Raw genomic sequence first — 22,911 nt, 5'->3', positions numbered from 1 at the left:
CGATGTTTGCACATCTCGCGTCGCGATGCCTGTGGCGTTCACCGCGGTGGGCGACAAGGCTCCGCGACCTTGTGTCGGGCGGCCTCTCCTCGGCGCGGGCGCGAAAGCTTGACTATCATGGGAATGCATCCGATTCGCCGGCGGGCGGGGCGCGGATGCGAACCGGAAGCGCGGGAGGACGTCATGGTCGTGATCGTATTCCGCACGCGCCTGCGCGCGGGCGTCGACGAGGCGGAACTCGAAGGTGTGGGCGCCCGCATGTTCCAGGTGGCCGCATCCATGCCGGGCTACGTCTCGTACAAGGATTTCGCGGCGGACGATGGCGAGTTCGTTTCCATCGTCGAGTTCGACTCGCTGGAGACCCTCGCCGCATGGCGCGACCACCCCGAGCACCGGGAGATCCAGGCGCGGGGCCGCAGTCGGTACTTCAGCGATTACCGGGTACAGGTGTGCACGACCGTGCGCGAGTACGCCTTCACGCTGGACGGCGGGCGGGTCGAAGGGGCTTTGTGAATGCCGGCGCCGCCCGAGAATCTGCGCGTCTTCGTCGCCTCGCCAGGTGATGTCGCGGCCGAGCGCAAGCTGGCGCTCGAGGTCATCAACGGCATGCAGCGGCGCTGGTTCGCGCGCGGAAAGGTGACGCTCGACACCGTCGAATGGGACGACGACCTTGCCCAGGTGCCGATGGCGGCGTCGGCGACGCCGGAGGATTCGGTCATCGACTACCTGGGCCGGCCGCGGGATTGCGAGCTCACGGTGGTCATCCTGTGGTCCCGCATCGGCACGCGCCTGCCGAACTCGTTCCGCCGTGACGACGGCAGTGCCTTCGAGTCGGGAACCGTCTGGGAACTCGAGGATGCAAGGGATCGCGGCCGCGATGTGTGGGTCTACCGATGCACCCGTCCGCTCGAGATCTCGGGTGATGACCTCAAGGCCCAACGCGTCGACGAAAAGCTCGCGCAGTACAGGGCGGTGGAAGCTTACTTCGTGCGGGCATTCCAGAATCCCGATGGTTCGCTCAAGGGCGGCGTGAACACCTTCGATACGCCGACCAGCTTCGGGAAGGCGCTCGGAGAGCACCTCGAGGCCTTCATCACGCGGCGCATCGATGCCCTGCGGGGCGCGAGTCCGCGTGCGCCCGCGGGCGGGGCGGGCGCAGGGGCGAAGCCCTGGTTGGTGCGCGAGCCCGTGCGCGATTACCACGTGGTGGGGCGCGCGGAGCTCGTCGACCGTGTGTGGCGCAAGCTGCGGGACGGCGTCGACACCAGCCTGCTGTTCCTGCCCGGCGTCGGCAAGACCACGGTCGCGCAGGAACTGCTGCGCGAGCGCGACAAGATCCTCGGGCATTTCGACGGCGTCTTGTGGGCCAATCTCGGCCGGCAACACGTCGACAGCGCGGAGCTGCGTGCATGGGGCGAAGCGCTCGGCATCCCGGCCGAGCGCATGAACAGTTTCGACGACAAGGAGCTTTGGCTGCGTGCGCTGCAGGACGCCATCGGCGACCGCTGCATGCTCGTGGTGCTCGACGACGTGTGGCGCACCGAGGATGCAAGACGCTTCATGGAGCTGGGTCCGCGCTGTGTCTTCCTGTCCACCACGCGCTCGAAGACGGTGGCGAAGGAGCTCGGCGCCGGCGAGCTGGTCCCGGAGCTGGACCCGCCGCAGGCCTTCGGCCTCCTGTGCGAGGTCGCCCCGGGCGCCGTCGAGGCGGATCCGATGGCCGCCAAGGCCCTGCTCGGAACCCTGCAGGGCCTGCCGCTGGCAATCGTGCTGGTGGGCAAGGTCTTGCGCCGGGCGGCGAGCGAAGCGCATGCCGATCCCGCACGCCTGCGCCGCGCCTACGACGAGGTGGCGCAGGCGGGCCGCCGGCTCGGGCTGCTGCGTCCTGAAGACCAGCGCACGCTGGGGGAGGTGATCGAACTGTCCTTCGGCGCGCTGCGCAGCGACGCGGCCCGCGACGCGGCGACCGCGCTGTCCATCTTCCGTCCCAAGCCGAACGCCTTCGGCCGCGACATCGCGCTCGCCGTGGGGGAGGCCGACGAACAGACACTGGAGGACATCGGCGACATCGGGCTGATCGAGCAGGTGGGCAAGGACGTGTTCACGATGCACCGCATCATCGCCGAGTACGCGCGCACCCGCTTGCCCCTGCAGCGCTCGCAGGCGCTGCATCGCAAGGCGCTCGCCTTCTATGCCGAGAAGCTGCGGGGCTCGATCGAGAGCGATCCGGATGCCTATCTGAGCTGGTATCGCCACGAATGGGCGGAGTGGCAGGAGACCAAGGACGCCTGCCTGTACCACACCGCCCACAGCGGCGACTCGGTGGCGGGCGTGCTGGCTTTCCTGCGCGTGTTCTTCGATGCGTTCTGGTGGTGGGGCTACTACCAGCGCTTCCCGTTCTGCGAGCGGCTGGTCGTAGAGTGGAGGCAGCGCGAACTAGACGCGCGGGCGCGTGCCTTGATCGATCAGGTGGCCGCGTTCCAGGATGCCTACCCGGCGGGCCCCGACAAGCGTGCCGGCGGCGACTGGGTGCGCGCCGAGAGCGCGCTGCTCGGGATACGCAAGGCGCTCGGCCTCGATGGCGATGGCCGCCACATCACCGGCGAGGATGCTCGACGGGTGCGTGCCTTCACCGATTTCTTCCTTGCCGAAGCACGGGCTTATGGGCGTGACGAGCGCGACGAGGCCTTGCGCTTCTACGAGGCGGCGCGCTCGCTGTTTCTCGACGACGGCGTGTCCTGGGTCGCGGCCTGGATCGAGTTCTATGTGGCCCAATACCTGCTCGAGCGCGGCGAGTTCGCCGATGCCCGCCCGCATGCCCTGCGTTCCCTGGCCGAGGGCGCCGGCGAGTTTGGCGAGCGGGCGCCGCTCGCGGGGCGCGACTCCGAACTCATCGCCAACGACTATCGCCTGCTCGGCGATCTCGCGCTGGCTGCCGACGAGGTCGACGCGGCTGCCCGTGCCCATGGTCGGGCCACGCTCTACGCCTACGTCTTCCAGGCGATCCCCGAGCCGGTGGACACCTACACGATGGACTTCTATGGCGAGATCGTCGGTCGTGTCGCCGCATCGATCGCGCGCTGCGGATCGGGTGACCCGCGCGGCCGCGCGCTGGCGCTTGCACTCCACGCCTTCTGGCGGCCTTGGCGGACGCATTGCGGCATCGGCGACGAACGCGACGAACTGAATGCAGCGCTGGATGCCGGCGACCCGGGGCGCCTGGCCGCTGCGCTGTTCCCGCCCGCCCCGGCGGTGGACGCGTTCGACTTCATCGACCAGGCGGCATCCTACAGTCGCGCCGTGCTCGCGGTGGTGCCCTCGTTCGTGCACGAGCTGGGCCCGCTCGACGAGTTCATGGCGGAGGTGGTCAGGACCCTGGCGGGCGGAGTGGGAGCGGACGGCACAGCGCTTGCTGGGCATGCGCCCCTGTATCGCATCGACGCCCGCAAGGGGCGACTCCAGCTATGCCTCGGTCGGACCGAATTCGCGTGATCGCTGCCGTCCGGCGGTGACACGGGGGGTTGGGGCAGGGCGCCTGTCCGGACCGGCAGACGCCGCGGGAAGACCGTCGTTGCCCGCCAGCCGGTGCCGGAACTGCTCCGGCGACATGCCGCTCCAGGCGACGAAGGCGCGGTAGAAGGTGGACGGGTCGGCGTAGCCGAGCTCGGCCGCGATGCGGGCGATGGGCTGGCGGGTCTTGGCCAGGCGCGCATAGGCGATGTCGCGGCGGGTGGCCTCCTTGATGTTGCGGAATCCCGAGCCCTCATCCTCCAGCCGCCGGTGCAGGGTGCGCGGCGACACGTGCAGGCGCTCGGCGACCTCTTCGAGCGAAAGGTTCTGCGGCAGCGCGTCGCGCAGGATGTCGCGCACGCGGAAGACCATCTCGCGGTCGCGCCGGTAGAGGGTGGTGATCTTTCCCGGTGCGCCCTCGAGGAAGCCGACCAGCGCCGCCTCGTCGCGGCGCAGCGGCAGCGCCAGCAGGTTGGCCTGCAGGCGGGCGGCCAGCTGCGGCGCGTCGAAGCTCGAATGCTCGGTGTAGACGAGCGCGTAGTCGTCCGCATGGGCCGGGCGTGCGTAAGGGAAGGCGACCGCGTCGAGCGCCAGGCCGCGGCCGACGAACCAGCTCGCCACGCCGTGCAGCAGGCGCAGCAGCCATTCGTAGGCGAACACGCGCGCCGGGGCGTCGAGCCCGGGGCCGAGGCTGCCGCCGTCGTCCAGCAGCAACTCGGCGCGCGCGCCGTCCACCCGCAGCTCAATGCGGAAGGCGGGCAACACGATGCGCAGGAAGCGGATCGCGCGCAGCAGGGCCTCGCCCAGCGTGGGCGCGCCGAGCAGTGCGCGGCAGAGGAACTCGAAGCTGCCCGGGCGCATCGGCTCCGGGAGCAGGCCGAAGGCCTCGTCTTCAAGTGCCTCCACGCACAGGTTGTAGAGCAGGGCGTAGCGCTCGACCGGGATGCGCGTGTCGGTTTCTGCAAGGTCGATCCCGGCGCGTGCGAGCAGCGGCGCCCCATCGAGTCCGCGCCGCTGCAGCCCGGCCAGCATGCCGGTGACGAAGCCGGGCGCGACCGTGGCGCGGCTACGGCGGGGGATCGCTGAAGCGGAAAGGCTGGGAGTCGACAGGGCGGGCTCCTGGCTTGGGTGGAGGGATCGAGCCGGCGCTGCGCAGAGGCTTCGCGACGCTGCGCTGTGCAGGCGCGGCACACGTTGCGATTTCCGCATCCGGTGCCTGCCGTCGTCATCGTCCGCGGTAGCGCTGCAATCGCGACTTGCGTCGCTCCCACGGGAAAGCGGCAACCGGCAAGCCGCCGAGCGCGCCATCGGTTGCTCGATTTGGCGGATTTTGCACGATCCTCGTCGGCAAGCGCAATGGCAAAGGCGTGAAGACCCTTCTAATATTGCAGGGATGTTCACACCCACCTGGAGACGAACGACATGACCGATCTGAGCGTTGCGCACAAGCTGTCGCCCTACAAGCCGAAGAACAAGGTGCGTTTCGTCACCGCTGCCGCGCTGTTCGACGGCCATGACGCGTCCATCAACATCATGCGCCGCATCCTGCAGTCGACCGGCTCCGAGGTCATCCACCTCGGTCACAACCGCTCGGTCGGCGAGATCGTCAATGCGGCGCTGCAGGAGGACGTGCAGGGCATCGCGATCACCTCCTACCAGGGTGGTCACGTCGAGTTCTTCAAGTACATGATCGACCTGCTGCGCGCCAACGGCGGCGAGAACATCAAGGTCTTCGGCGGCGGTGGCGGCGTGATCGTGCCGGCCGAGATCAAGGAACTCCACGAGTACGGCGTCACCCACATCTTCTCGCCCGAAGACGGCGCCAAGATGGGCCTTCAGGGCATGATCAACAGCGTCGTCGAGCGCTGCGACGTCGACGTCGCCAAGGCCGCGCCGCAGAAGGCCGACGCGGTGCTCAAGGCGCTCGCCGCCGGCGATCGCCGCGCGCTCGCGCAGATCATCACCGCGCTGGAGAACGGCGGCTACGGCGACGAGGTCAAGAAGGCGCTGATCGAGGCCGCGGCCAAGACCAAGGTGCCGACGCTCGGCATCACCGGCACCGGCGGCGCTGGCAAGTCCTCGCTGACCGACGAGCTGGTGCGCCGCTTCCGCCTCGACCAGGACGACAAGCTCAAGCTCGCCATCGTCTCCATCGACCCCTCGCGCAAGCGCACCGGCGGCGCGCTGCTCGGCGACCGCATCCGCATGAACGCGATCGAGCACGCCAACATCTACATGCGCTCGCTCGCCACCCGCGACACCGGCTCGGAAGTCTCCGCCGCGCTGCCCGAAGTCATCGCCGCGTGCAAGCTCGCGGGCTTCGACCTCGTCATCGTCGAGACCTCCGGCATCGGCCAGGGCAACGCCGCGATCGTGCCCTTCGTCGATCTGTCGCTGTACGTCATGACCCCGGAGTTCGGTGCCGCCAGCCAGCTCGAGAAGATCGACATGCTCGACTTCGCCGACTTCGTCGCCATCAACAAGTTCGACCGCAAGGGCGCGCTGGACGCGCTGCGCGACGTTGCCAAGCAGTACCAGCGCAACCGCGAGCTGTTCAACCAGCGCCCCGAAGAGATGCCGGTGTTCGGCACCATGGCCGCGCGCTTCAACGACGACGGCGTCACCGCGCTCTACCAGGCCGTGCTGCCGGCGCTCGTCGGCAAGGGCCTCAAGGTCGCCAAGAGCAAGCTGCCGGTGGTCAAGGTGCGCGCCTCGTCCGAAGGTCGCGCCATCGTCCCCGCCGACCGCACGCGCTACCTCGCCGAGATCGCCGACACCGTGCGCGGCTACCACAAGCACATCGAGCAGCAGGCTCGCGTCGCGCGCGAGCGCCAGTCGCTGAAGATCGCCAAGGGCCTCTTCGAGCAGTGCGGCAAGGACGCGGGCTCGTTCGCGGAACTCATCGACTGGAAGGACGGCGAGCTCACCCCGGCCGCGAAGAAGCTGCTCGACATGTGGCCGAAGACGCGCGAGCTCTACGCCGCCGACGAGTACGTGGTGAAGATCCGCGACAAGGAGATCCGCACCCAGCTCACCAGCACCTCGCTGTCGGGCAGCAAGATCCGCAAGGTGGCGCTGCCCAACTTCGAGGACGCGGGCGAGACGCTCAAGTTCCTGATGAAGGAGAACGTTCCCGGCTCCTTCCCCTACACCGCCGGCGTATTCGCGTTCAAGCGCGAGGGCGAGGACCCCACCCGCATGTTCGCGGGCGAGGGCGACGCCTTCCGTACCAACCGCCGCTTCAAGAAGGTGTCCGAGGGCATGCCGGCGCACCGCCTGTCCACCGCCTTCGACTCGGTCACCCTGTACGGCTGCGACCCCGACCTGCGTCCCGACATCTACGGCAAGATCGGCAACTCCGGCGTGTCGATCGCCACGCTCGACGACATGAAGGTGCTCTACGACGGCTTCGACCTGTGCTGCCCGACCACCTCGGTGTCGATGACCATCAACGGCCCGGCGCCGATCATCCTCGCCTTCTTCTTCAACACCGCGCTCGACCAGCAGGTGGCCAAGTTCAAGGCCGACAACGGCCGTGATCCCACCGAGGACGAGCTGCAGAAGATCAAGGAATGGACGCTGTCGACCGTGCGCGGCACCGTGCAGGCCGACATCCTGAAGGAAGACCAGGGCCAGAACACCTGCATCTTCAGCACCGAGTTCGCGCTCAAGATGATGGGCGACATCCAGGAGTACTTCGTCCATCACGACGTGAAGAACTTCTATTCGGTGTCGATTTCCGGCTATCACATCGCCGAAGCCGGCGCCAACCCGATCAGCCAGCTCGCCTTCACGCTGTCGAACGGCTTCACCTACGTGGAGTCCTACCTCGCGCGCGGCATGCACATCGACGACTTCGCGCCCAACCTGTCCTTCTTCTTCAGCAACGGCATGGACCCCGAGTACTCGGTTATCGGCCGCGTCGCCCGTCGCATCTGGGCGGTGGCGATGAAGAACAAGTACGGCGCCAACGAGCGCAGCCAGAAGCTGAAGTACCACGTGCAGACCTCCGGCCGCTCGCTGCACGCGCAGGAGATGGACTTCAACGACATCCGCACCACGCTGCAGGCGCTGATCGCGATCTACGACAACTGCAACTCGCTGCATACCAACGCCTACGACGAAGCGATCACCACGCCGACCGAGGAGTCCGTGCGGCGTGCGATGGCGATCCAGCTCATCATCAACCGCGAGTGGGGCCTGGCCAAGAACGAGAACCCCAACCAGGGCGCCTTCATCATCGAGGAGCTCACCGACCTCGTCGAGGAAGCCGTGTTGAAGGAGTTCGAGGCCATCGCGTCGCGTGGCGGCGTGCTCGGTGCCATGGAAACCGGCTACCAGCGCGGCAAGATCCAGGAGGAGTCGCTCTACTACGAGCACAAGAAGCACGACGGCTCCTACCCGATCATCGGCGTGAACACCTTCCTCAATCCGAAGGGCCAGGCGCAGCAGGAGATCGAGCTCGCCCGTTCGACCGAGGAGGAGAAGCAGGGCCAGTTGAAGCGCCTTGCCGACTTCCACGCCCGCAACAAGGACCAGGCGCCCAAGTGGCAGGCCAAGCTGCAGCAGGCCGTCATCGACAACACCAACGTGTTCGAGGTGCTGGTCGATGCGGTGCGCTACTGCTCGCTGGGGCAGATCACCGAGGCGCTGTACAAGGTGGGCGGGCAGTACCGCCGCAGCATGTAATCACGCTGCAATCGCGACTCGCGTCGCTCCTACGGAAAACCACCGCGCTTCGGGAGGTGGCGGAAGGAGCGACGCGAGTCGCGATATGTGGGAGCGACGCAAGTCGCGATCGTGCGGTGTGTGACAATGGCGGCCATCCCCGAACGCGCCCGCAGCCATGAACCTCACCACCCCCGCCTTGCTCTTCCCGGCGATCTCGCTGCTGCTGCTCGCCTACACCAACCGCTTCCTCACGCTTGCCCAGGTGATCCGCCAGCTCAACGCCTCGCCCGATCGCGGCGCCGCGCTGGTGCAGTGCCAGCTCCCCGGGCTCAAGCGCCGGATCACCCTCACCCAGTACATGCAAGGCTTTGGCGTGCTGAGCTTCCTGCTCTGCGCGCTGTCCATGCTCGCGCTCTTCCTCGAGGCCGAGGTGGCCGGCAAATGGATGTTCGGCACCAGCATCGTGACGCTCGCGGTGTCGTTGGTGCTTTCGCTGGTCGAGGTGTTGTTGTCGACCGAGGCGCTATCGCTGGTCGTCCGCGACCTGGAGCAGGCGAAGCGGGAAGGGGGGACGCCTTGCTCCTGACGTCGTGCCCCTTTGCGTCGCCTCACCGGCTTGTCAGCTTGAGCTCGATGCGGCGGTTGCGCGTGTAGGCTTCCTCGGTGCTGCGCGCATCGAGCGGGTGGAACTCGCCGTAGCCGGTCGCGGCCAGGCGCTCGGGCGGGATGCCCTGGCCGCGCAGGAACTTGACGATGGCGAGGGCGCGGGCGGTCGATAGCTCCCAGTTCGACGGGAAGCGGGCGGTGGCGATCGGGCGGCGGTCGGTGTGGCCGTCCACCTGCAGGACCCAGGGCAGGTCCTTGGGCATGTCGGCGGACAGCGTCTTCAGCGTCTCGGCCAGGCGGGTGAGCTGGACCATGCCGTCGGCGCTGACCTCGTCCGAGGCGGAGGCGAACAGCACCTCGCTGGAGAAGACGAAGCGGTCGCCGACGATCTGCACGTCCTTGCGCTTGCCGAGCACCTCCTGCAGGCGGCCGAAGAACTCGGAGCGGTAACGTGCGAGTTCCTTGACGCGGCCGGCAAGCGCCAGGTTGAGCTCGCGGCCGAGCTCCTCGAGCTTCAGATCCTTGTCCTTGGCCGCGAGCTTGGCGGCGTCGAGTGCCGCATTGAGCTGCTCGAGTTGCTCGCGCACCGCGGCGAGCTGGCGATTGAGCAACTCGACCTGGGCGATCGCGGCGGCGGACATCTCCTTGTGTTCCTTCAGGCCGCGCTCCGAGGTGTCGAGTGCGCTCGCCAGGCGGGCGGCCTCGGCCTCGAGCTCGGTCTTCAGGCGCTGCAGGGCCTCGATGTCGGCAACGATGCGGGTGGCCTCCTCGCGGCGGCTGCGCGCCTCGTCCTGGGCGGCGTGGAGCTCGTCGCGCGCGGCGAGCAGCTCGTTGCCGCGCGCTTCGCTCTCGCGCCGGGCGGCGCTCAGCGAGGCCGAGAGCTCGCCGACCTCGGCCTCCGCTCGTTGGCGCGCGCTCTGTTCCAGGCTCAGTGTCCTGGCGAGGGTGGCGAGGTCGGCCTCGAGCTGGGCGAGCGCGCGGTCGCGGCCGCTCACCGCGTCGGCGAGCACGAACTGGCCGATGACGAAGATCAGGATCACGAACACCATCACCATCAGCAGCGAGGCGAGGGCGTCGACGAAGCCGGGCCAGAAATCCAGCGGCCGGCGGCGCGCGAGTCGGGCCATGGCTCAGTCCGCCTTGCCGGCGCCGGCACCACCGAGCGCGGCGCCGATCGTGCGCGACAGCAGGCGCAACTCGGCGCGCAGGTCTTCGGTGAATTGCACGCCCTGGGCGGGCTGCTGGGCGAGCTGGCGCAGCAGCCCGCGCAGCTCGTCCTGGGTGGTGGACAGCGTGGACAGGTCGCGCGATTCGCGCCCGATGAGATCGGCCAGGCGGGTGAGCTGGGTGTTGAGCTCGCCGAGGTGCTCGGCGGTGGCGCGGCGCTCGCGCTCGGATTCCGCGGCCGAGCGCTGCATGCGCTCGATGCTTTCGGCGGTCTGCTCGAGCAGGGCCTGGACGTAGGCGGGCACGTTGCCCTCGCCCTCGGCGCCGACGCCGGAGGGCAGCTTGGTCATGTGCGAGAGCCAGTCCTCGAGCTCGTTGTAGAAGCGGTTCTGTGCATGGCCGGATTGCAGGTCGAGGAAGCCGACCACGAGCGAGCCGGCGAGGCCGAAGAGCGAGGTCGAGAAGCTCGTCGCCATGCCGCCGAGCGGCGCGTCGAGCTTGGCCTTGAGCGCCTCGAACATGGCGACGGGATCGCTGCCGACGCTCAGGCTGCCGATGATCTCGCCGATGGACCGGATGGTGGCGAGCAGGCCCCAGAAGGTGCCGAGCAGGCCGAGGAAGATCAGCAGGCCGATCAGGTAGCGCGAGAGGTCGCGCTGCTCCTCGAGGCGGATCTGCACGCCGTCGAGGATGGAGCGGGTGGAGGCCGGCGACAGGTGGGCCTGGCCGCGACGGCGGTTGGAGAGCACACGTGCCATCGGGGCGAGCAGCACCGGCTGCAGGCCGGTGGCCGAGCCGCCGCCGGCGCTGTGCTGGAATTCCTCGATCCACAGCACCTCGCGCTGCAGCCGCCACACCTGGCGCAGATTGACTGCGATGCCGACCGCGAGGACGAAGAGGATCACGCCGTTGAATGCGGCGTTGGCGATGAAGGCGTGCTTGAGTTGCGGGACCAGGGCGGCGGCGAGCGCGGCGACGAGGGCGAGAAACACGGCCATCCAGGTCGTGACATGGACGGGTCTGGTGAAATCCTTGCGTTCCATCGGGTGTTTTTCCGGAGCTTTGGGTGACGAGTGCCCATTCGGGGTCGCGTGGCGACTGCGAGTCTAGCGCGAACCGCGTTAAATGGCGGAGTCGTGATCTATGTCATGGGATGAGGGGTGGTGGGCTCGCTATCTTCGAGCCTTTTGCTCACTCGGACCCGATCCGCGATCGGGAGAGGTGTTGCCCGGTGTCGACCGTGAGACCCGTTTGCATCGCCGCGATCGCGGCGATGAGCTTGTGCGCGACGAGCGCCGCCGCGCTGGCGGCAGGACGGCCTGTGCAGGCCGACGCCCCGCGCTGGAGCGCGAGCGGCTTCGGCACGCTCGGCGCCGCCTGGCACGACGAGGACGATACGCAGTTCCGCCGCAGCGTGGACCAGCATCGTGGCACGCGTGCGAACGAACTCGACTTCGGTGTCGACAGCTCGCTCGGCCTGCAGGTGCACGGTGCGTTGACGCCGCAGTGGTCGGTCATGGCGCAGGCGGTCATGAACCAGGGGCGCCACGGCGAGTGGGGACCGCACCTGGTATGGGGCTTCGTCAAGCACGTGCCCAGCGATTGGCTCGAACTGCGCGCCGGTCGCCTGGTCACCGATATCTACCTCGACGGCGACTCGCGCCACGTCGGCTACGCCTACACGACGGTGAGGCCGTATGCCGACGTGTACGGCCGTCTGACCTATGACAACTTCGACGGCCTGGATGCGACCCTCCAGCACGCGCTCGGCGACGGCCTGCTGCGCTTCAAGCTGTTCGGCGGGCGTACGCGCGGCAGCGTGTTCCTGAACCGGATGGAGCATCCGGTGCCGATCGGCCGCAGCTTCGGCGTCACCCTGGACTGGATCGGGCCGGAACTGAGCCTGAAACTGTCCTGGGGCAACATGGTGTCCACGCGCAACGCCATCTATCGGGAGCTGCCGTTCACGCTGCGTCACCTCGCGAGCCTGGCCCCGGGGACGGAATTCGCAGGGCAGGCCGTGGCCCGCGCATCCGAGATCGCGGGGTCCAACCGGATCGGTTACCTGGGGGCGGCGCTCGGCTGGGAGCGCGGACCGTTCTCGCTGCAGCTCATGGCCACCGACATGTCGATGTCCGTGTACCCGCGCTTCGAAGGTTGGGGGACGGGGGCGACCGCCGCCTATCGGGTCGGGCGCTGGAAGCCTTACCTTACCGGCTCGCGCAGCATCCTCGATCCTGTCGATCGGGCCCTCGACGTGCCGCCGGCGTTGGACCCCGCGGGCCAGCTGCGCGGTTTCTGGCAGACCGTCCACGGCTACACCCGCCACGACCAGACCACCATCGGCGTGGGCGTGCGCTATGACTTCGCCGACAACATGGCCTTGAAGCTGCAGTTCGATCGCATCGACGCGAAGCGTTCCTCCGCGCTGCTCGACGATCGTGGTTTCGTCACCGGCCCGCGCTCGCCGACGGTGTTTTCCGCAACGCTGGATTTCGTCTTCTGAGCGTCCGGCCATGCGAATCCATACGCTCGTCGCTGCGCTCCTCGTGCTGCTGCTCCCGACGCACGACGTGGCGGCCGAGGAACTCGTCCTCATCGTCAATCGCGACAGCGGCATCTCCGCCCTGAGTCGCGAGCAGGCCAGCCATCTCTTCCTCGGGCGCGTGAAAATGCTGCCTTCGGGGGCGCGCGCCAACGTGGTCGAAGTGGAACCGTTGCGCGCAAGCTTCTATCGCCGCCTGCTCGGGCGCGACATCGCCGAGATCAACGCGTACTGGGCGCGATTGCAGTTCTCCGGGCGGACACAACCGCCGCTGCGGGTCGCCGACAGCGCGGCCGCGATTTCGCGGGTCGCCCAGGATCCGGATGCGATCGCGTTCGTCGATCTCGTCCCCGACGATCCCCGCGCGCGGGTGGTGCTGCGCCTTGGTCCCTGAGCCCGCCGTCGGCCGGCTGGTGGGGGGCGGCATCGCCGCGATCGGTAGCGCCAAGCGGGTCGGGCGTGGCGTCACGCGCGGGATCGGCCGACAGGCCGGCAAGTCGCAGTACGGCTTCGCGTTCCCGGTCTGAGGGCCGGCCGCGGGTACGCAGGCGGCCTGCAACAATTCAGTACATTCCACAAACAGTTGCGCAAAAGTGGCTTGCCACACTCCAGCCTGAACTGGAACGGACGCGTTCGCGCGTCCCGCCCGGGCCCTGACAAAAAGCACCAGGGGCCCGGGTGCGGAGACAGACAGGACAAGACCAAAGGAGGAGTGTGGCATGGACACACGCACGAGCGCGTCCGAGCCCGGACAGGGCGGAGCAGGGCCGGACACCTTTCCGCGCTGGCTGATGCACCACGCCAAGGCGCGCCCCCAGCAGCCGGCGATGCGCGAGAAGGAATACGGCATCTGGCAGACCTATACCTGGGCGCAAGTGGCCGAGAACGTGCGCGCGATCGCCTGCGGGCTGGCGCAGCTCGGCTTCAAGCGCGGCGACCGCCTCGCGGTGGTGGGCGACAACCGCCCGCGGCTGTACTGGTCGGTGGCGGCCTGCCAGTGCCTGGGCGGCATCCCGGTGATGATGTACCAGGACGCGGTGGCCCAGGAGATGGCCTACGTGCTGCAGGACGCCGAGATCAAGTTCGCCGTAGTCGAGGACCAGGAGCAGGTGGACAAGATGGTCGAGATCCAGCCCGATGCGCCGCTGCTCGCGCATGTGATCTACGACGACCCCCGTGGCATGCGCCATTACACCCAGACCCTGCTGATGGGCCTGGACGAGCTGCAGGAGATGGGGCGCATCCACGACCGCAACCAGCCTGACTTCCTCGACGGCGAGATCGACAAGGGCGCCTCCGACGACATCTCGATCATGCTGTACACCTCGGGCACCACCGGCAAGCCCAAGGGCGTGTGCCAGACCCACGGCGCGTTCATCGCCGCGGCGCGCGGCGCGATCCAGTTCGACAAGCTCACCGACAAGGAGGACATCCTGTCCTACCTGCCGATGGCCTGGGTGGGCGACCACCTGTTCTCGTTCGCGCAGGCCACGGTGGCGGGCTTCACGATCAACTGCCCGGAGTCGGGCGAGACGGTGATGAACGATCTGCGCGAGATCGGACCCACCTATTACTTCGCCCCGCCGCGCGTGTTCGAGAACCTGCTGACCCAGGTGATGATCCGCATGGAAGACGCCGGCAGCCTCAAGCGCAAGATCTTCCATCACTTCATGGACGTGGCGCGGCGCTGCGGCGCCGACATCCTGGATGGCAAGCCGGTGTCGGGTGGCGATCGCTTCCAGTACTGGCTGGGCAACCTGCTGGTGTATGGGCCGCTGAAGAACGTGCTCGGCATGAGCCGTATCCGCGTGGCCTATACGGCCGGCGCGGCGATCGGGCCCGACCTGTTCCGCTTCTACCGCTCGATCGGCATCAACCTCAAGCAGCTCTACGGCCAGACCGAGACCTGCGCCTACGTGTGCCTGCAGCCCGACGGCGAGATCAAGCTGGATTCGGTCGGCAAGCCGGCACCCTTCGTCGAGGTCAAGCTCGCCGACAACGGCGAGATCCTGGTCAAGGGGCCGATGCTGCTCAAGGCCTACTACAAGCGCCCCGACGCGACCGCCGAGTCGATCAACGCCGATGGCTACTTCATGACCGGCGACGCCGGCTTCTTCGACGCCGACGGCCACCTGAAGATCATCGACCGTGCCAAGGACGTCGGCAAGATGGCCGACGGCACGATGTTCGCGCCCAACTACATCGAGAACAAGCTCAAGTTCTTCCAGCACATCAAGGAGGCGGTGACCTTCGGTGCCGGCAAGGAATTCGCTACCGCCTTCATCAACATCGACCTCGAGGCGGTGGGCAACTGGGCCGAGAAGAAGGGCATGGCCTACTCCGGCTACACCGACCTCGCCCAGCAGGCTGCGGTGTACGAGCTGATCCGCGACTGCGTCGAGAAGGTCAACGCCGACCTCGCCGCCGACCCCAACATGAGCGGCTCGCAGATCAAGCGCTTCCTGATCCTGCACAAGGAGCTCGACGCCGACGACGGCGAGCTCACGCGCACGCGCAAGGTACGGCGCAATTTCATCGCCGAGAAGTACGGCGTGCTGATCGAGGCTATGTTCGAAGGCCGCAAGACCCAGTTCATCGAGACCCAGGTCAAGTACGAGGACGGCCGCACCGGCAAGGTCTCGGCCGACCTGCGCATCGAGGAGGTGAAGACCTTCGCGCCGCAGGCCGGCAAGCGCGCGGCCTGAGGGGACGAAGAATGGACATGACCGACATGAATTCCGCTGCCACCACCACGCCTTCGGGCCGTCGCCAGGGCGAGGTCATCCTCGACCTGCAGAACATCTCGCTGCGCTTCGGCGGTGTAAAGGCGCTGACCGACATCAGCTTCAACATCCGCGAGCATGAGGTGCGCGCCATCATCGGCCCCAACGGCGCGGGCAAGAGCTCGATGCTCAACGTGATCAACGGCGTGTATCACCCGCAGGAAGGCAGGATCATGTTCCGCGGGCAGCAGCGCCAGAAGATGGAGCCGCACATGGCGGCCCAGCAGGGCATCGCGCGCACCTTCCAGAACATCGCGCTGTTCAAGGGCATGAGCGTGCTCGACAACATCATGACCGGGCGCAATCTCAAGATGAAGTGCAACCTCTTCCAGCAGGCGCTGTGGCTCGGCCCGGCGCTGCGCGAGGAGATCGCACACCGCGAGAAGGTCGAGGAGATCGTCGACTTCCTCGAGATCCAGCACATCCGCAAGACCCCGGTGGGCGCGCTGCCCTACGGCCTGCAGAAGCGCGTCGACCTCGGCCGCGCGCTGGCGATGGAGCCGCAGATCCTGCTCCTCGACGAGCCGATGGCGGGCATGAACGTCGAGGAAAAGCAGGACATGTGCCGCTTCATCCTCGACATCAGCGACCAGTTCGGCACCACGATCGTGCTCATCGAGCACGACATGGGCGTGGTGATGGACATCTCCGACCGCGTCGTGGTGCTCGATTACGGCAAGAAGATCGGCGACGGCACACCCGACGAGGTGCGCAACAACCAGGATGTCATCAACGCCTATCTCGGCAGCGGGCATTGAGCGGAGCGAGTCATGGCATTTTTCATTGAAACGATGTTGGGCGGGCTGATGACCGGCATGCTGTATTCGCTGGTGGCCCTGGGCTTCGTGCTCATCTTCAAGGCCTCGGGCGTGTTCAACTTCGCCCAGGGCGCGATGGTGCTGGTCGCCGCGCTGGCGATGGCGCGCTTCTCCGAGTGGAGCAACGCCGCGCTCGGCGGCGACAGCCTCTTCCTCGCCAACGTGATCGGCATCGTCGGCGCCGGCGCGGTGATGTTTGTGGTGGCCTGGGCGGTGGAGCGCTTCGTGCTGCGCAAGCTGGTGAACCAGGAGGGCGCCACGCTGCTGATGGTCACGCTGGGCATCGCCTACGTGCTCGAGGGCCTCGGCCAGACCTTCTTCGGCAGCGAGATCTACTCGATCGACGTCGGCATGCCCAAGGATCCGGTGATCATGTTCGAAGGCCTCTTCGAGGGCGGCGTGCTGATCAACAAGGAAGACTTCATCGCAGCGGCGCTCGCTGCCGTGCTGGTCGCCGGGCTCACGGTGTTCTTCCAGAAGACCGCGATCGGCCGCGCGCTGCGCGCGGTGGCCGACGACCACCAGGCCGCGCAATCGGTGGGCATCCCGCTCAACAAGACCTGGGTGATCGTGTGGTGCGTGGCCGGCCTGGTGGCCCTGGTGGCCGGCATCATCTGGGGCTCGAAGATGGGCGTGCAGTTCTCGCTCGTCACCGTGGCGCTGCGCGCGCTGCCGGTGGTGATCCTCGGCGGCCTGACCTCGGTGCCGGGCGCGATCGTCGGCGGGCTCATCATCGGCGTCGGCGAGAAGCTCTCCGAGGTCTATCTCGGACCCTACGTCGGCGGCGGCATCGAGATCTGGTTCGCCTACGTGATGGCGTTGATCGTGCTGCTGTTCCGGCCGCAGGGCCTGTTCGGCGAAAAGATCATCAACCGCGTCTGACCGGGAGACAACACAGTGTTCTATCGCGAAAACGGCCAGTTCAAGACGAGCTACGCGGCCGACCAACAGATCTTCACCATCGCCCAGGACAAGTGGTTCGTCTGGGGGCTGATCGCCTTTGCCGCACTCGCCGTGCCGATGCTGGCCGACGAGTACATGTTCCGCGCCATCCTGATCCCCTTCCTGGTGCTGTCGCTCGCCGCGCTCGGGGTCAATCTGCTGGTGGGCTATTGTGGCCAGATCACCCTGGGGGCGGGGGCCTTCATGGCGATCGGGGCATATGCGGCGTACAACTTCATGGTGCGCATCGACGGCATGCCGCTGGTGCTGGCGATGCTGCTGGGCGGCGTGTCGGCTGCAGCCTTCGGCATCCTGTTCGGCATTCCCAGCCTGCGCGTGCGCGGCCTCTACCTCGCGGTGGCGACGCTGGCGGCGCAGTTTCTGTGCGACTGGGCCTTCCTGCGCATCGGCTGGTTCACCAACCATTCGTCGTCCGGCTCGGTGTCGGTCGCCAAGCTGGAGATGCTGGGCTGGGTGATCGACTCGCCGACCGAGAAGTATCTGTTCTGCCTCGCCTTCGTGATCGCGTTCGCGTTCATCGCCAAGAACCTCACCCGCGCCGCGATCGGCCGCCAGTGGATGGCGATCCGCGACATGGACGTGGCGGCCGAGGTGATCGGCATCCGCCCGATGTTCGCCAAGCTGTCGGCGTTCGCGGTGAGCTCCTTCTTCGTCGGCGTGGCCGGCGCGCTGTGGGGCTTCGTGCACCTGGGGTCGTGGGAGCCGGCGGCGTTCTCGGTCGATCGCTCCTTCCAGCTGCTGTTCATGGTGATCATCGGCGGCATGGGCTCGATCATGGGCAGCTTCTTCGGCGCCGCCTTCATCGTGATCCTGCCGATCTTCCTCAACCAGTTCCTGCCCCTGCTCGGAAGCCTGGTCGGTGTCACCGTGTCGACCGCCGGCATCTCGCATGCCGAACTCATCATCTTCGGTTCGCTGATCATCTTCTTCCTGATCGTCGAGCCGCATGGCCTCGCCCGACTGTGGTCGATCGCGAAGCAGAAGCTGCGCCTGTGGCCGTTCCCGCACTGATGCAGCGCCATTTCCCGCAGTGCCCAAGAAGCCTATAAAAGGAGGAGACTCATGAAATTCCGCAACCTGGCCCTCGCGGCCGCCATCGCCTCGGTGGGCCTGTCGTCCGCCGTGTTCTCCACCGCCGCGCAAGCTCAGGCGCAGGATCAGTTCTTCCCGGTGCTGGTGTATCGGACCGGCGCCTATGCCGCCAACGGCAACCCATGGGCGAACGGCTATGTCGATTACCTCAAGCTGATCAATGCCCAGGGCGGCATCAACGGCGTCAAGCTGACCTACGAGGAGTGCGAGTTCGGCTACGCCACCGACCGCGGGGTGGAGTGCTACGAGCGCTTGAAGGGCAAGAACGCCACTCTGTTCCAGAGCCTGTCGACCGGCGTGACCTTTGCGCTCACCGACAAGGCCACCGTGGACAAGATCCCGCTGATCACCGCCGGCTACGGCCGCAGCGAGTCGCAGGACGGCTCGGTGTTCACCTGGAACTTCCCGCTGCTGGGCTCGTACTGGGTGGGCGCCGACGTCGCGATCCAGCATATCGGCAAGCAGGAGGGCGGGCTGGACAAGCTCAAGGGCAAGAAGATCGCGCTGGTCTATCACGACAGCCCCTTCGGCAAGGAGCCGATCCCGCTGCTGCAGGAGCGCGCGAAGATGCATGGCTTCGAGCTGCAGCTGCTGCCGGTAGCCCACCCCGGCGTGGAGCAGAAGGCGACCTGGCTGCAGATCCGCCGCGATCGTCCCGACCATGTGCTGCTGTGGGGCTGGGGCGTGATGAACTCGACCGCGATCAAGGAGGCCCAGGCCACGGGCTACCCGCGCGAGAAGATGCTCGGCATCTGGTGGGCGGGCGCCGAGCCGGACGTCAAGGACGTCGGCGCGGGTGCCAAGGGCTACAGCGCCCTGACGCTTCAGCACGGCGCGGAGCCCAACAGCAAGGTCGTCAAGGACATGCTGGCGATGGTGCATGACAAGGGCCAGGGCACCGGCCCGAAGGAGGAGGTGGGCTCGGTGCTGTACATGCGCGGCCTGATCTCGGCGATGCTGGGTGTCGAAGGGGTGCGGCAGGCGCAGGAGCGCTACGGCAAGGGCAAGGTCATGACCGGCGAGCAGGTGCGCTGGGGCCTGGAGAACCTCAACCTCGACCAGGGCAAGCTCGATGCGATGGGTTTTGCCGGCGTGATGCGCCCGGTGCAGACCTCGTGCACCGACCACATGGGCTCGTCGTGGGTGCGCGTGCATACGTGGGATGGCAGCAAGTGGGCGTTCAGCTCCGACTGGTATCAGGCCGACGACAAGGTGCTGCGGCCGATGGTGCTCGAGGCGGCCTCGAAGTACGCCGCCGAGAAGAATCTGCAGCGCCGTACCGCGGAGCAGTGCGCGCAGTAAATTGAAACTGAGTTGAAACGTGCCTCCGCGCCGCGCGGTGCGGAGGCCTTTTCCTGGAATCGAACATGAACGCTCCCAATCCGGCCTTCCTCAGCGTCAACAACATCGAGGTCATCTACAACCACGTCATCCTGGTGCTGAAGGGTGTGTCGCTGTCGGTGCAGGAGGGCAGCATCGTCGCCCTGCTCGGTGGCAATGGCGCCGGCAAGACCACCACGCTGCGCGCGGTGAGCAGCCTGCTCAAGGGCGAGCGTGGCGAGGTGACCAAGGGCTCGGTGGATTACAACGGCGAACGCGTGGACGCGCTGACGCCGGCGGACCTCGTCAAGCGCGGTGTCGTCCAGGTCATGGAGGGGCGGCATTGCTTCGGCCACCTCACCATCGAAGAAAACCTGCGCACCGGCGCCTACACCCGCAGCGACGGCAAGGCCGCGGTCGAAGAGACGCTGGAGAAGGTCTACAACTATTTCCCGCGCCTGAAGACGCGACGGAACAGCCAGGCCGCCTACACCTCGGGTGGCGAACAGCAGATGTGCGCGATCGGTCGTGCGCTGATGGCCAAGCCCAAGCTGGTGCTGCTCGACGAGCCCTCGATGGGCCTTGCGCCGCTGATCGTGGAAGAGGTGTTCGAGATCGTCAAGGATCTCAACACCAAGGAAAGGGTGAGCTTCCTGCTCGCCGAGCAGAACACCATGGTCGCGCTGCGCTATGCCGACTTCGGCTACATCATGGAAAACGGCCGCATCGTGATGGAAGGTGCCGCCAAGGATCTGGCCAGCAACGAGGACGTCAAGGAGTTCTACCTCGGTCTGGCGGGCGAGGGCCGCAAGAGCTTCCGCGACATCAAGCACTATCGCCGCCGCAAGCGCTGGCTGAGCTGAGCGCCACCGCCGCGACATCACCCGACAATGCATCGAGCAGGGGAGCCGAGATGAACTTCCACGACACGCGCGAGACCCGCGATCCCGAGGCGCGCGAGCGCGAGCTGCTGAGCCGCCTGCCGGCGCAGATCGCCCATGCGCGCGCCGCCGCGCCCGCCTTCGGCCGCCTGCTGGCCGACGTCGACCCGGATTCGGTCACCAGTCGCGAGGCGCTCGCCACGCTGCCGGTCACACGCAAGTCGGAACTGCTCGAGCTGCAGAAGGCTGCGCGCCCCTTCGGCGGCTTTTCGGCGGTGGGCTGGGGGGCGGCGTGCAGGCGGGTGTTCGCCTCGCCCGGCCCGCTCTACGAACCCGAAGGCGCGCGGCCCGACTACTACCGCCTGGCGCGCGCGCTGTTCGCCGCGGGCTTCCGTGCCGGCGACCTGGTGCACAACACCTTCTCTTACCACTTCACGCCCGCCGGCTCGATGATGGAGACGGCAGCGCACGCGCTCGGCTGCACCGTCTTTCCCGCCGGCGTCGGCCAGACCGAGCAGCAGCTCGCGGCGATCGTCGACCTGCAGCCCAACGCCTACGTGGGCACGCCGTCCTTCCTGCGCATCCTGCTCGACAAGGCGGACGAGCTCGGCGTGCGGGTGTCGTTCACCAAGGCCTTCGTCTCCGGCGAGGCCTTTCCGCCCAGCATGCGCGACGCCCTTGCCGCGCGCGGCATCATGGCCTTCCAGGCGTATGCCACTGCAGACATCGGCCTGATCGCCTATGAGACGCCGGCGCGCGAGGGCATGGTGGTGGACGAGGATGTGCTGCTCGAGATCGTCCGCCCCGGCACCGGGGACCCGGTGGCCGTGGGCGAGGTGGGCGAGGTGGTGGTGACCACCCTCAACCCCGATTACCCGCTGATCCGCTTCGGCACCGGCGACCTCTCCGCGGTGCTGCCCGGGGACTCGCCCTGCGGGCGCACCAACGTGCGCATCAAGGGCTGGATGGGGCGCGCCGACCAGACCACCAAGGTCAAGGGCATGTTCGTGCATCCGGGGCAGATCGCGCAGGTTGTGCGACGGCACCCCGAGATCACGCGCGCGCGCTTGGTGGTAGATAATCCCGACCTCGCCGACCGCATGACGCTGATGTGCGAGGCGGCAGGTGGCGGCAGCGAGGCCCTCGCCGCTGCCGTAGCCGCCAGCATCCGCGAGCTGACCAAGCTGCGCGGCGAGGTCGCCTTCCTGCCCGCGGGCGCGCTCGCCAACGACGGCAAGGTCATCGACGACGTGCGCACCTACGAATAGCCCCGAGGAGGCCCTGTCCCTGCGTGTCCCGGTGCCTCCCGCTGGCATACTGCCGTCTTCCCGCAAAACGATGGACGCGCACATGAACCCCGCATCGAACGCTCCCGCACGCGCGCCGCTCGCCGGCGTGCGCATTCTCGACCTCACCCGGCTGCTGCCCGGTCCGCTCGCCACCCAGCACCTGGCCGACTACGGCGCCGAGGTGATCAAGGTGGAAGACACCGGTGCCGGCGACTACGCGCGCACGATGGGCGCGATGGGGGGCGACACCAGCTGGTTCTACCAACTGGTGAACCGCAACAAGCGCAGCCTGCGGCTCGACCTCAAGCAGGAGGCGGGGCGTGCGCTGTTCCTGCGCCTGGTGGAAAGCGCCGATGTGGTGGTCGAGGGCTTCCGCCCGGGGGTGATGGAGCGCCTCGGCCTCGGCTACGCCGTGCTCGCCGAGCGCAATCCGCGCGTAGTGCTTTGCAGCATCAGCGGCTACGGACAGACCGGGCCGTACGCACTGCGCGCCGGCCACGACATCAATTATCTCGGCTACGCCGGCGTGCTCGACCAGATCGGCTGCGCCGGCGGCGCGCCGGCGCTGTCGAACCTGCAGATCGGCGACCTGCTCGGCGGCACCATGGGCGCGGTGATGGGCATCTTGGTGGCGCTGTTCGACGCGCGCCGCAGCGGCCGCGGCCGCGAGGTCGACGTGTCGATGACCGACGCCGCGTTCGCGCACATGATCTTCCCGCTCGCCGAGGTGCTTGCCCACGGTGGCGTGCGGCCGCGCGGCGAGGACCTGCTCACCGGCGGGGTGCCCTGCTACGGCGTGTATGAGACCGCGGACGGCCGCTACATGGCGGTGGGTGCGCTGGAGGAGAAGTTCTGGGGGCTGCTGTGCACTACGCTCGGGCGTGCGGACCTGATCCCGGGGCATCTCGCTACCGGGGCGGACGGAGCACGCGTGCGGGGCGAGCTTGCGACGATCTTCCGCGGACGCAGCCAGCGCGAGTGGGTGGAGGTGTTCGACCCGGTCGATTGCTGCGTGACGCCCGTGTTGCGCCTGGAGGAGAGCCTGCGCGACCCGCAGCTGCGCGCACGCGGCATGGTGGTGGAGACGAACGGCCTGTGCCACGCCGGCGCGGCGGTGCGTCTGGGCGGGATGCCGCCGATACCCGACGCGCCGGCACCGGCGTGTGCGGGGGCGGATACGGATGCGATCCTGGAGGCGCTCGGCGTGGATGCCGAGGAGCTTGCCCGGCTGCGGGGCGCGGGCGTGGTGTAGCCCGCGGCGGGTCG

At 67.7% G+C, this 22,911-nt stretch carries 18 protein-coding genes; 15 read left to right on the top strand and 3 right to left on the bottom strand.

The window, feature by feature from the left end; all coding sequences use genetic code 11:
* The first annotated feature begins 183 nt into the window (after positions 1 to 183).
* Both PO78_RS11660 and PO78_RS11655 read left to right on the top strand, forming a co-directional pair.
* Positions 184 to 513, top strand: coding sequence for an antibiotic biosynthesis monooxygenase family protein (locus PO78_RS11660; RefSeq protein ID WP_004298368.1), 330 nt, complete (start codon positions 184 to 186; stop codon positions 511 to 513).
* Positions 514 to 3,492, top strand: a complete 2,979-nt coding sequence (locus PO78_RS11655; RefSeq protein ID WP_043743881.1) for an NB-ARC domain-containing protein — start codon at positions 514 to 516, stop codon at positions 3,490 to 3,492.
* Here PO78_RS11655 and PO78_RS11650 read toward each other — a convergent pair.
* Positions 3,463 to 4,542 carry an AraC family transcriptional regulator gene (locus tag PO78_RS11650; protein ID WP_004298370.1) on the bottom strand — a complete coding sequence of 360 codons (1,080 nt, stop codon included), beginning with the start codon at positions 4,540 to 4,542 and terminating at the stop codon, positions 3,463 to 3,465. The genes PO78_RS11655 and PO78_RS11650 overlap by 30 nt on opposite strands.
* A 390-nt stretch (positions 4,543 to 4,932) precedes the next feature.
* On the opposite strand from PO78_RS11650, the gene icmF reads away from it, so the two are divergent.
* Together icmF and PO78_RS11640 are read left to right on the top strand one after the other, a co-directional pair.
* Complete coding sequence (gene icmF / locus PO78_RS11645) at positions 4,933 to 8,199, top strand: fused isobutyryl-CoA mutase/GTPase IcmF (RefSeq protein ID WP_043743878.1); 3,267 nt, start codon at positions 4,933 to 4,935, stop codon at positions 8,197 to 8,199.
* A 157-nt stretch (positions 8,200 to 8,356) separates the two neighbouring features.
* Positions 8,357 to 8,767 carry a DUF2721 domain-containing protein gene (locus tag PO78_RS11640; RefSeq protein WP_004298372.1) on the top strand — a complete coding sequence of 137 codons (411 nt, stop codon included), beginning with the start codon at positions 8,357 to 8,359 and terminating at the stop codon, positions 8,765 to 8,767.
* A gap of 22 nt (positions 8,768 to 8,789) precedes the next feature.
* Here the strand turns inward: PO78_RS11640 and PO78_RS11635 are convergent, their stop codons facing one another.
* Positions 8,790 to 9,914, bottom strand: a complete 1,125-nt coding sequence (locus tag PO78_RS11635; RefSeq protein WP_043743875.1) for a peptidoglycan -binding protein — start codon at positions 9,912 to 9,914, stop codon at positions 8,790 to 8,792.
* A gap of 3 nt (positions 9,915 to 9,917) precedes the next feature.
* Positions 9,918 to 10,997 carry a hypothetical protein gene (locus PO78_RS11630; RefSeq protein WP_043743872.1) on the bottom strand — a complete coding sequence of 360 codons (1,080 nt, stop codon included), beginning with the start codon at positions 10,995 to 10,997 and terminating at the stop codon, positions 9,918 to 9,920.
* Positions 10,998 to 11,194: 197 nt separating this feature from the next.
* Here PO78_RS11630 and PO78_RS11625 point away from each other — a divergent pair, with 197 nt between their 5' ends.
* The 11 genes from PO78_RS11625 to PO78_RS11580 all read left to right on the top strand — a co-directional run bounded on the left by PO78_RS11625 (position 11,195) and on the right by PO78_RS11580 (position 22,897).
* Positions 11,195 to 12,460, top strand: coding sequence for a signal protein (locus tag PO78_RS11625; RefSeq protein WP_231570698.1), 1,266 nt, complete (start codon positions 11,195 to 11,197; stop codon positions 12,458 to 12,460).
* Positions 12,461 to 12,503: 43 nt separating this feature from the next.
* On the top strand, positions 12,504 to 12,893 hold the full coding sequence (locus tag PO78_RS11620) for a hypothetical protein (RefSeq protein WP_231570696.1): 390 nt from the start codon (positions 12,504 to 12,506) through the stop codon (positions 12,891 to 12,893).
* Complete coding sequence (locus tag PO78_RS22880) at positions 12,883 to 13,026, top strand: hypothetical protein (protein WP_156147806.1); 144 nt, start codon at positions 12,883 to 12,885, stop codon at positions 13,024 to 13,026. The genes PO78_RS11620 and PO78_RS22880 overlap by 11 nt, the downstream gene beginning before the upstream one ends.
* Positions 13,027 to 13,218: 192 nt before the next feature.
* A complete protein-coding gene (locus PO78_RS11615; RefSeq protein ID WP_012585925.1) occupies positions 13,219 to 15,204 on the top strand; it encodes an AMP-dependent synthetase/ligase in 1,986 nt (661 codons plus the stop codon).
* 11 nt (positions 15,205 to 15,215) lie between these two features.
* Positions 15,216 to 16,040: an ABC transporter ATP-binding protein gene (locus PO78_RS11610; protein ID WP_012585924.1), complete on the top strand. Its 825-nt coding sequence runs from the start codon at positions 15,216 to 15,218 to the stop codon at positions 16,038 to 16,040.
* A gap of 12 nt (positions 16,041 to 16,052) precedes the next feature.
* Positions 16,053 to 16,982 carry a branched-chain amino acid ABC transporter permease gene (locus PO78_RS11605; protein ID WP_004298379.1) on the top strand — a complete coding sequence of 310 codons (930 nt, stop codon included), beginning with the start codon at positions 16,053 to 16,055 and terminating at the stop codon, positions 16,980 to 16,982.
* Positions 16,983 to 16,997: 15 nt separating this feature from the next.
* Positions 16,998 to 18,074 carry a branched-chain amino acid ABC transporter permease gene (locus tag PO78_RS11600; RefSeq protein WP_004298380.1) on the top strand — a complete coding sequence of 359 codons (1,077 nt, stop codon included), beginning with the start codon at positions 16,998 to 17,000 and terminating at the stop codon, positions 18,072 to 18,074.
* Between the two features lie 51 nt (positions 18,075 to 18,125).
* On the top strand, positions 18,126 to 19,457 hold the full coding sequence (locus PO78_RS11595) for an ABC transporter substrate-binding protein (protein WP_043743868.1): 1,332 nt from the start codon (positions 18,126 to 18,128) through the stop codon (positions 19,455 to 19,457).
* Positions 19,458 to 19,522: 65 nt separating this feature from the next.
* Positions 19,523 to 20,338, top strand: coding sequence for an ABC transporter ATP-binding protein (locus PO78_RS11590; protein ID WP_004298382.1), 816 nt, complete (start codon positions 19,523 to 19,525; stop codon positions 20,336 to 20,338).
* A 50-nt stretch (positions 20,339 to 20,388) separates the two neighbouring features.
* Positions 20,389 to 21,624 (top strand): phenylacetate--CoA ligase family protein, encoded by a 1,236-nt coding sequence (locus tag PO78_RS11585; protein ID WP_043743864.1) that lies wholly within the window; start codon positions 20,389 to 20,391, stop codon positions 21,622 to 21,624.
* 82 nt (positions 21,625 to 21,706) lie between these two features.
* On the top strand, positions 21,707 to 22,897 hold the full coding sequence (locus PO78_RS11580; RefSeq protein WP_012585922.1) for a CaiB/BaiF CoA transferase family protein: 1,191 nt from the start codon (positions 21,707 to 21,709) through the stop codon (positions 22,895 to 22,897).
* Positions 22,898 to 22,911 lie beyond the last annotated feature (14 nt).

Origin of the sequence: Thauera sp. SWB20 (genome assembly GCF_000831325.1) — a bacterium.
GTDB lineage: Bacteria > Pseudomonadota > Gammaproteobacteria > Burkholderiales > Rhodocyclaceae > Thauera > Thauera aminoaromatica.
Note: the sequence above shows the minus strand (reverse complement) of the source record. Positions and strands in the feature narration are given on the sequence as shown.

Excerpts from the sequence above, each read along its gene's own strand:
- PO78_RS11660 (WP_004298368.1), top strand. The coding sequence starts at position 184 with ATGGTCGTGATCGTATTCCGCACGCGCCTGCGCGCGGGCGTCGACGAG.
- PO78_RS11655 (WP_043743881.1), top strand. The coding sequence starts at position 514 with ATGCCGGCGCCGCCCGAGAATCTGCGCGTCTTCGTCGCCTCGCCAGGT.
- PO78_RS11650 (WP_004298370.1), bottom strand. The coding sequence starts at position 4,542 with ATGCTGGCCGGGCTGCAGCGGCGCGGACTCGATGGGGCGCCGCTGCTC.
- icmF (WP_043743878.1), top strand. The coding sequence starts at position 4,933 with ATGACCGATCTGAGCGTTGCGCACAAGCTGTCGCCCTACAAGCCGAAG.
- PO78_RS11640 (WP_004298372.1), top strand. The coding sequence starts at position 8,357 with ATGAACCTCACCACCCCCGCCTTGCTCTTCCCGGCGATCTCGCTGCTG.
- PO78_RS11635 (WP_043743875.1), bottom strand. The coding sequence starts at position 9,914 with ATGGCCCGACTCGCGCGCCGCCGGCCGCTGGATTTCTGGCCCGGCTTC.
- PO78_RS11630 (WP_043743872.1), bottom strand. The coding sequence starts at position 10,997 with ATGGAACGCAAGGATTTCACCAGACCCGTCCATGTCACGACCTGGATG.
- PO78_RS11615 (WP_012585925.1), top strand. The coding sequence starts at position 13,219 with ATGGACACACGCACGAGCGCGTCCGAGCCCGGACAGGGCGGAGCAGGG.
- PO78_RS11610 (WP_012585924.1), top strand. The coding sequence starts at position 15,216 with ATGGACATGACCGACATGAATTCCGCTGCCACCACCACGCCTTCGGGC.
- PO78_RS11605 (WP_004298379.1), top strand. The coding sequence starts at position 16,053 with ATGGCATTTTTCATTGAAACGATGTTGGGCGGGCTGATGACCGGCATG.
- PO78_RS11595 (WP_043743868.1), top strand. The coding sequence starts at position 18,126 with ATGAAATTCCGCAACCTGGCCCTCGCGGCCGCCATCGCCTCGGTGGGC.
- PO78_RS11590 (WP_004298382.1), top strand. The coding sequence starts at position 19,523 with ATGAACGCTCCCAATCCGGCCTTCCTCAGCGTCAACAACATCGAGGTC.
- PO78_RS11585 (WP_043743864.1), top strand. The coding sequence starts at position 20,389 with ATGAACTTCCACGACACGCGCGAGACCCGCGATCCCGAGGCGCGCGAG.
- PO78_RS11580 (WP_012585922.1), top strand. The coding sequence starts at position 21,707 with ATGAACCCCGCATCGAACGCTCCCGCACGCGCGCCGCTCGCCGGCGTG.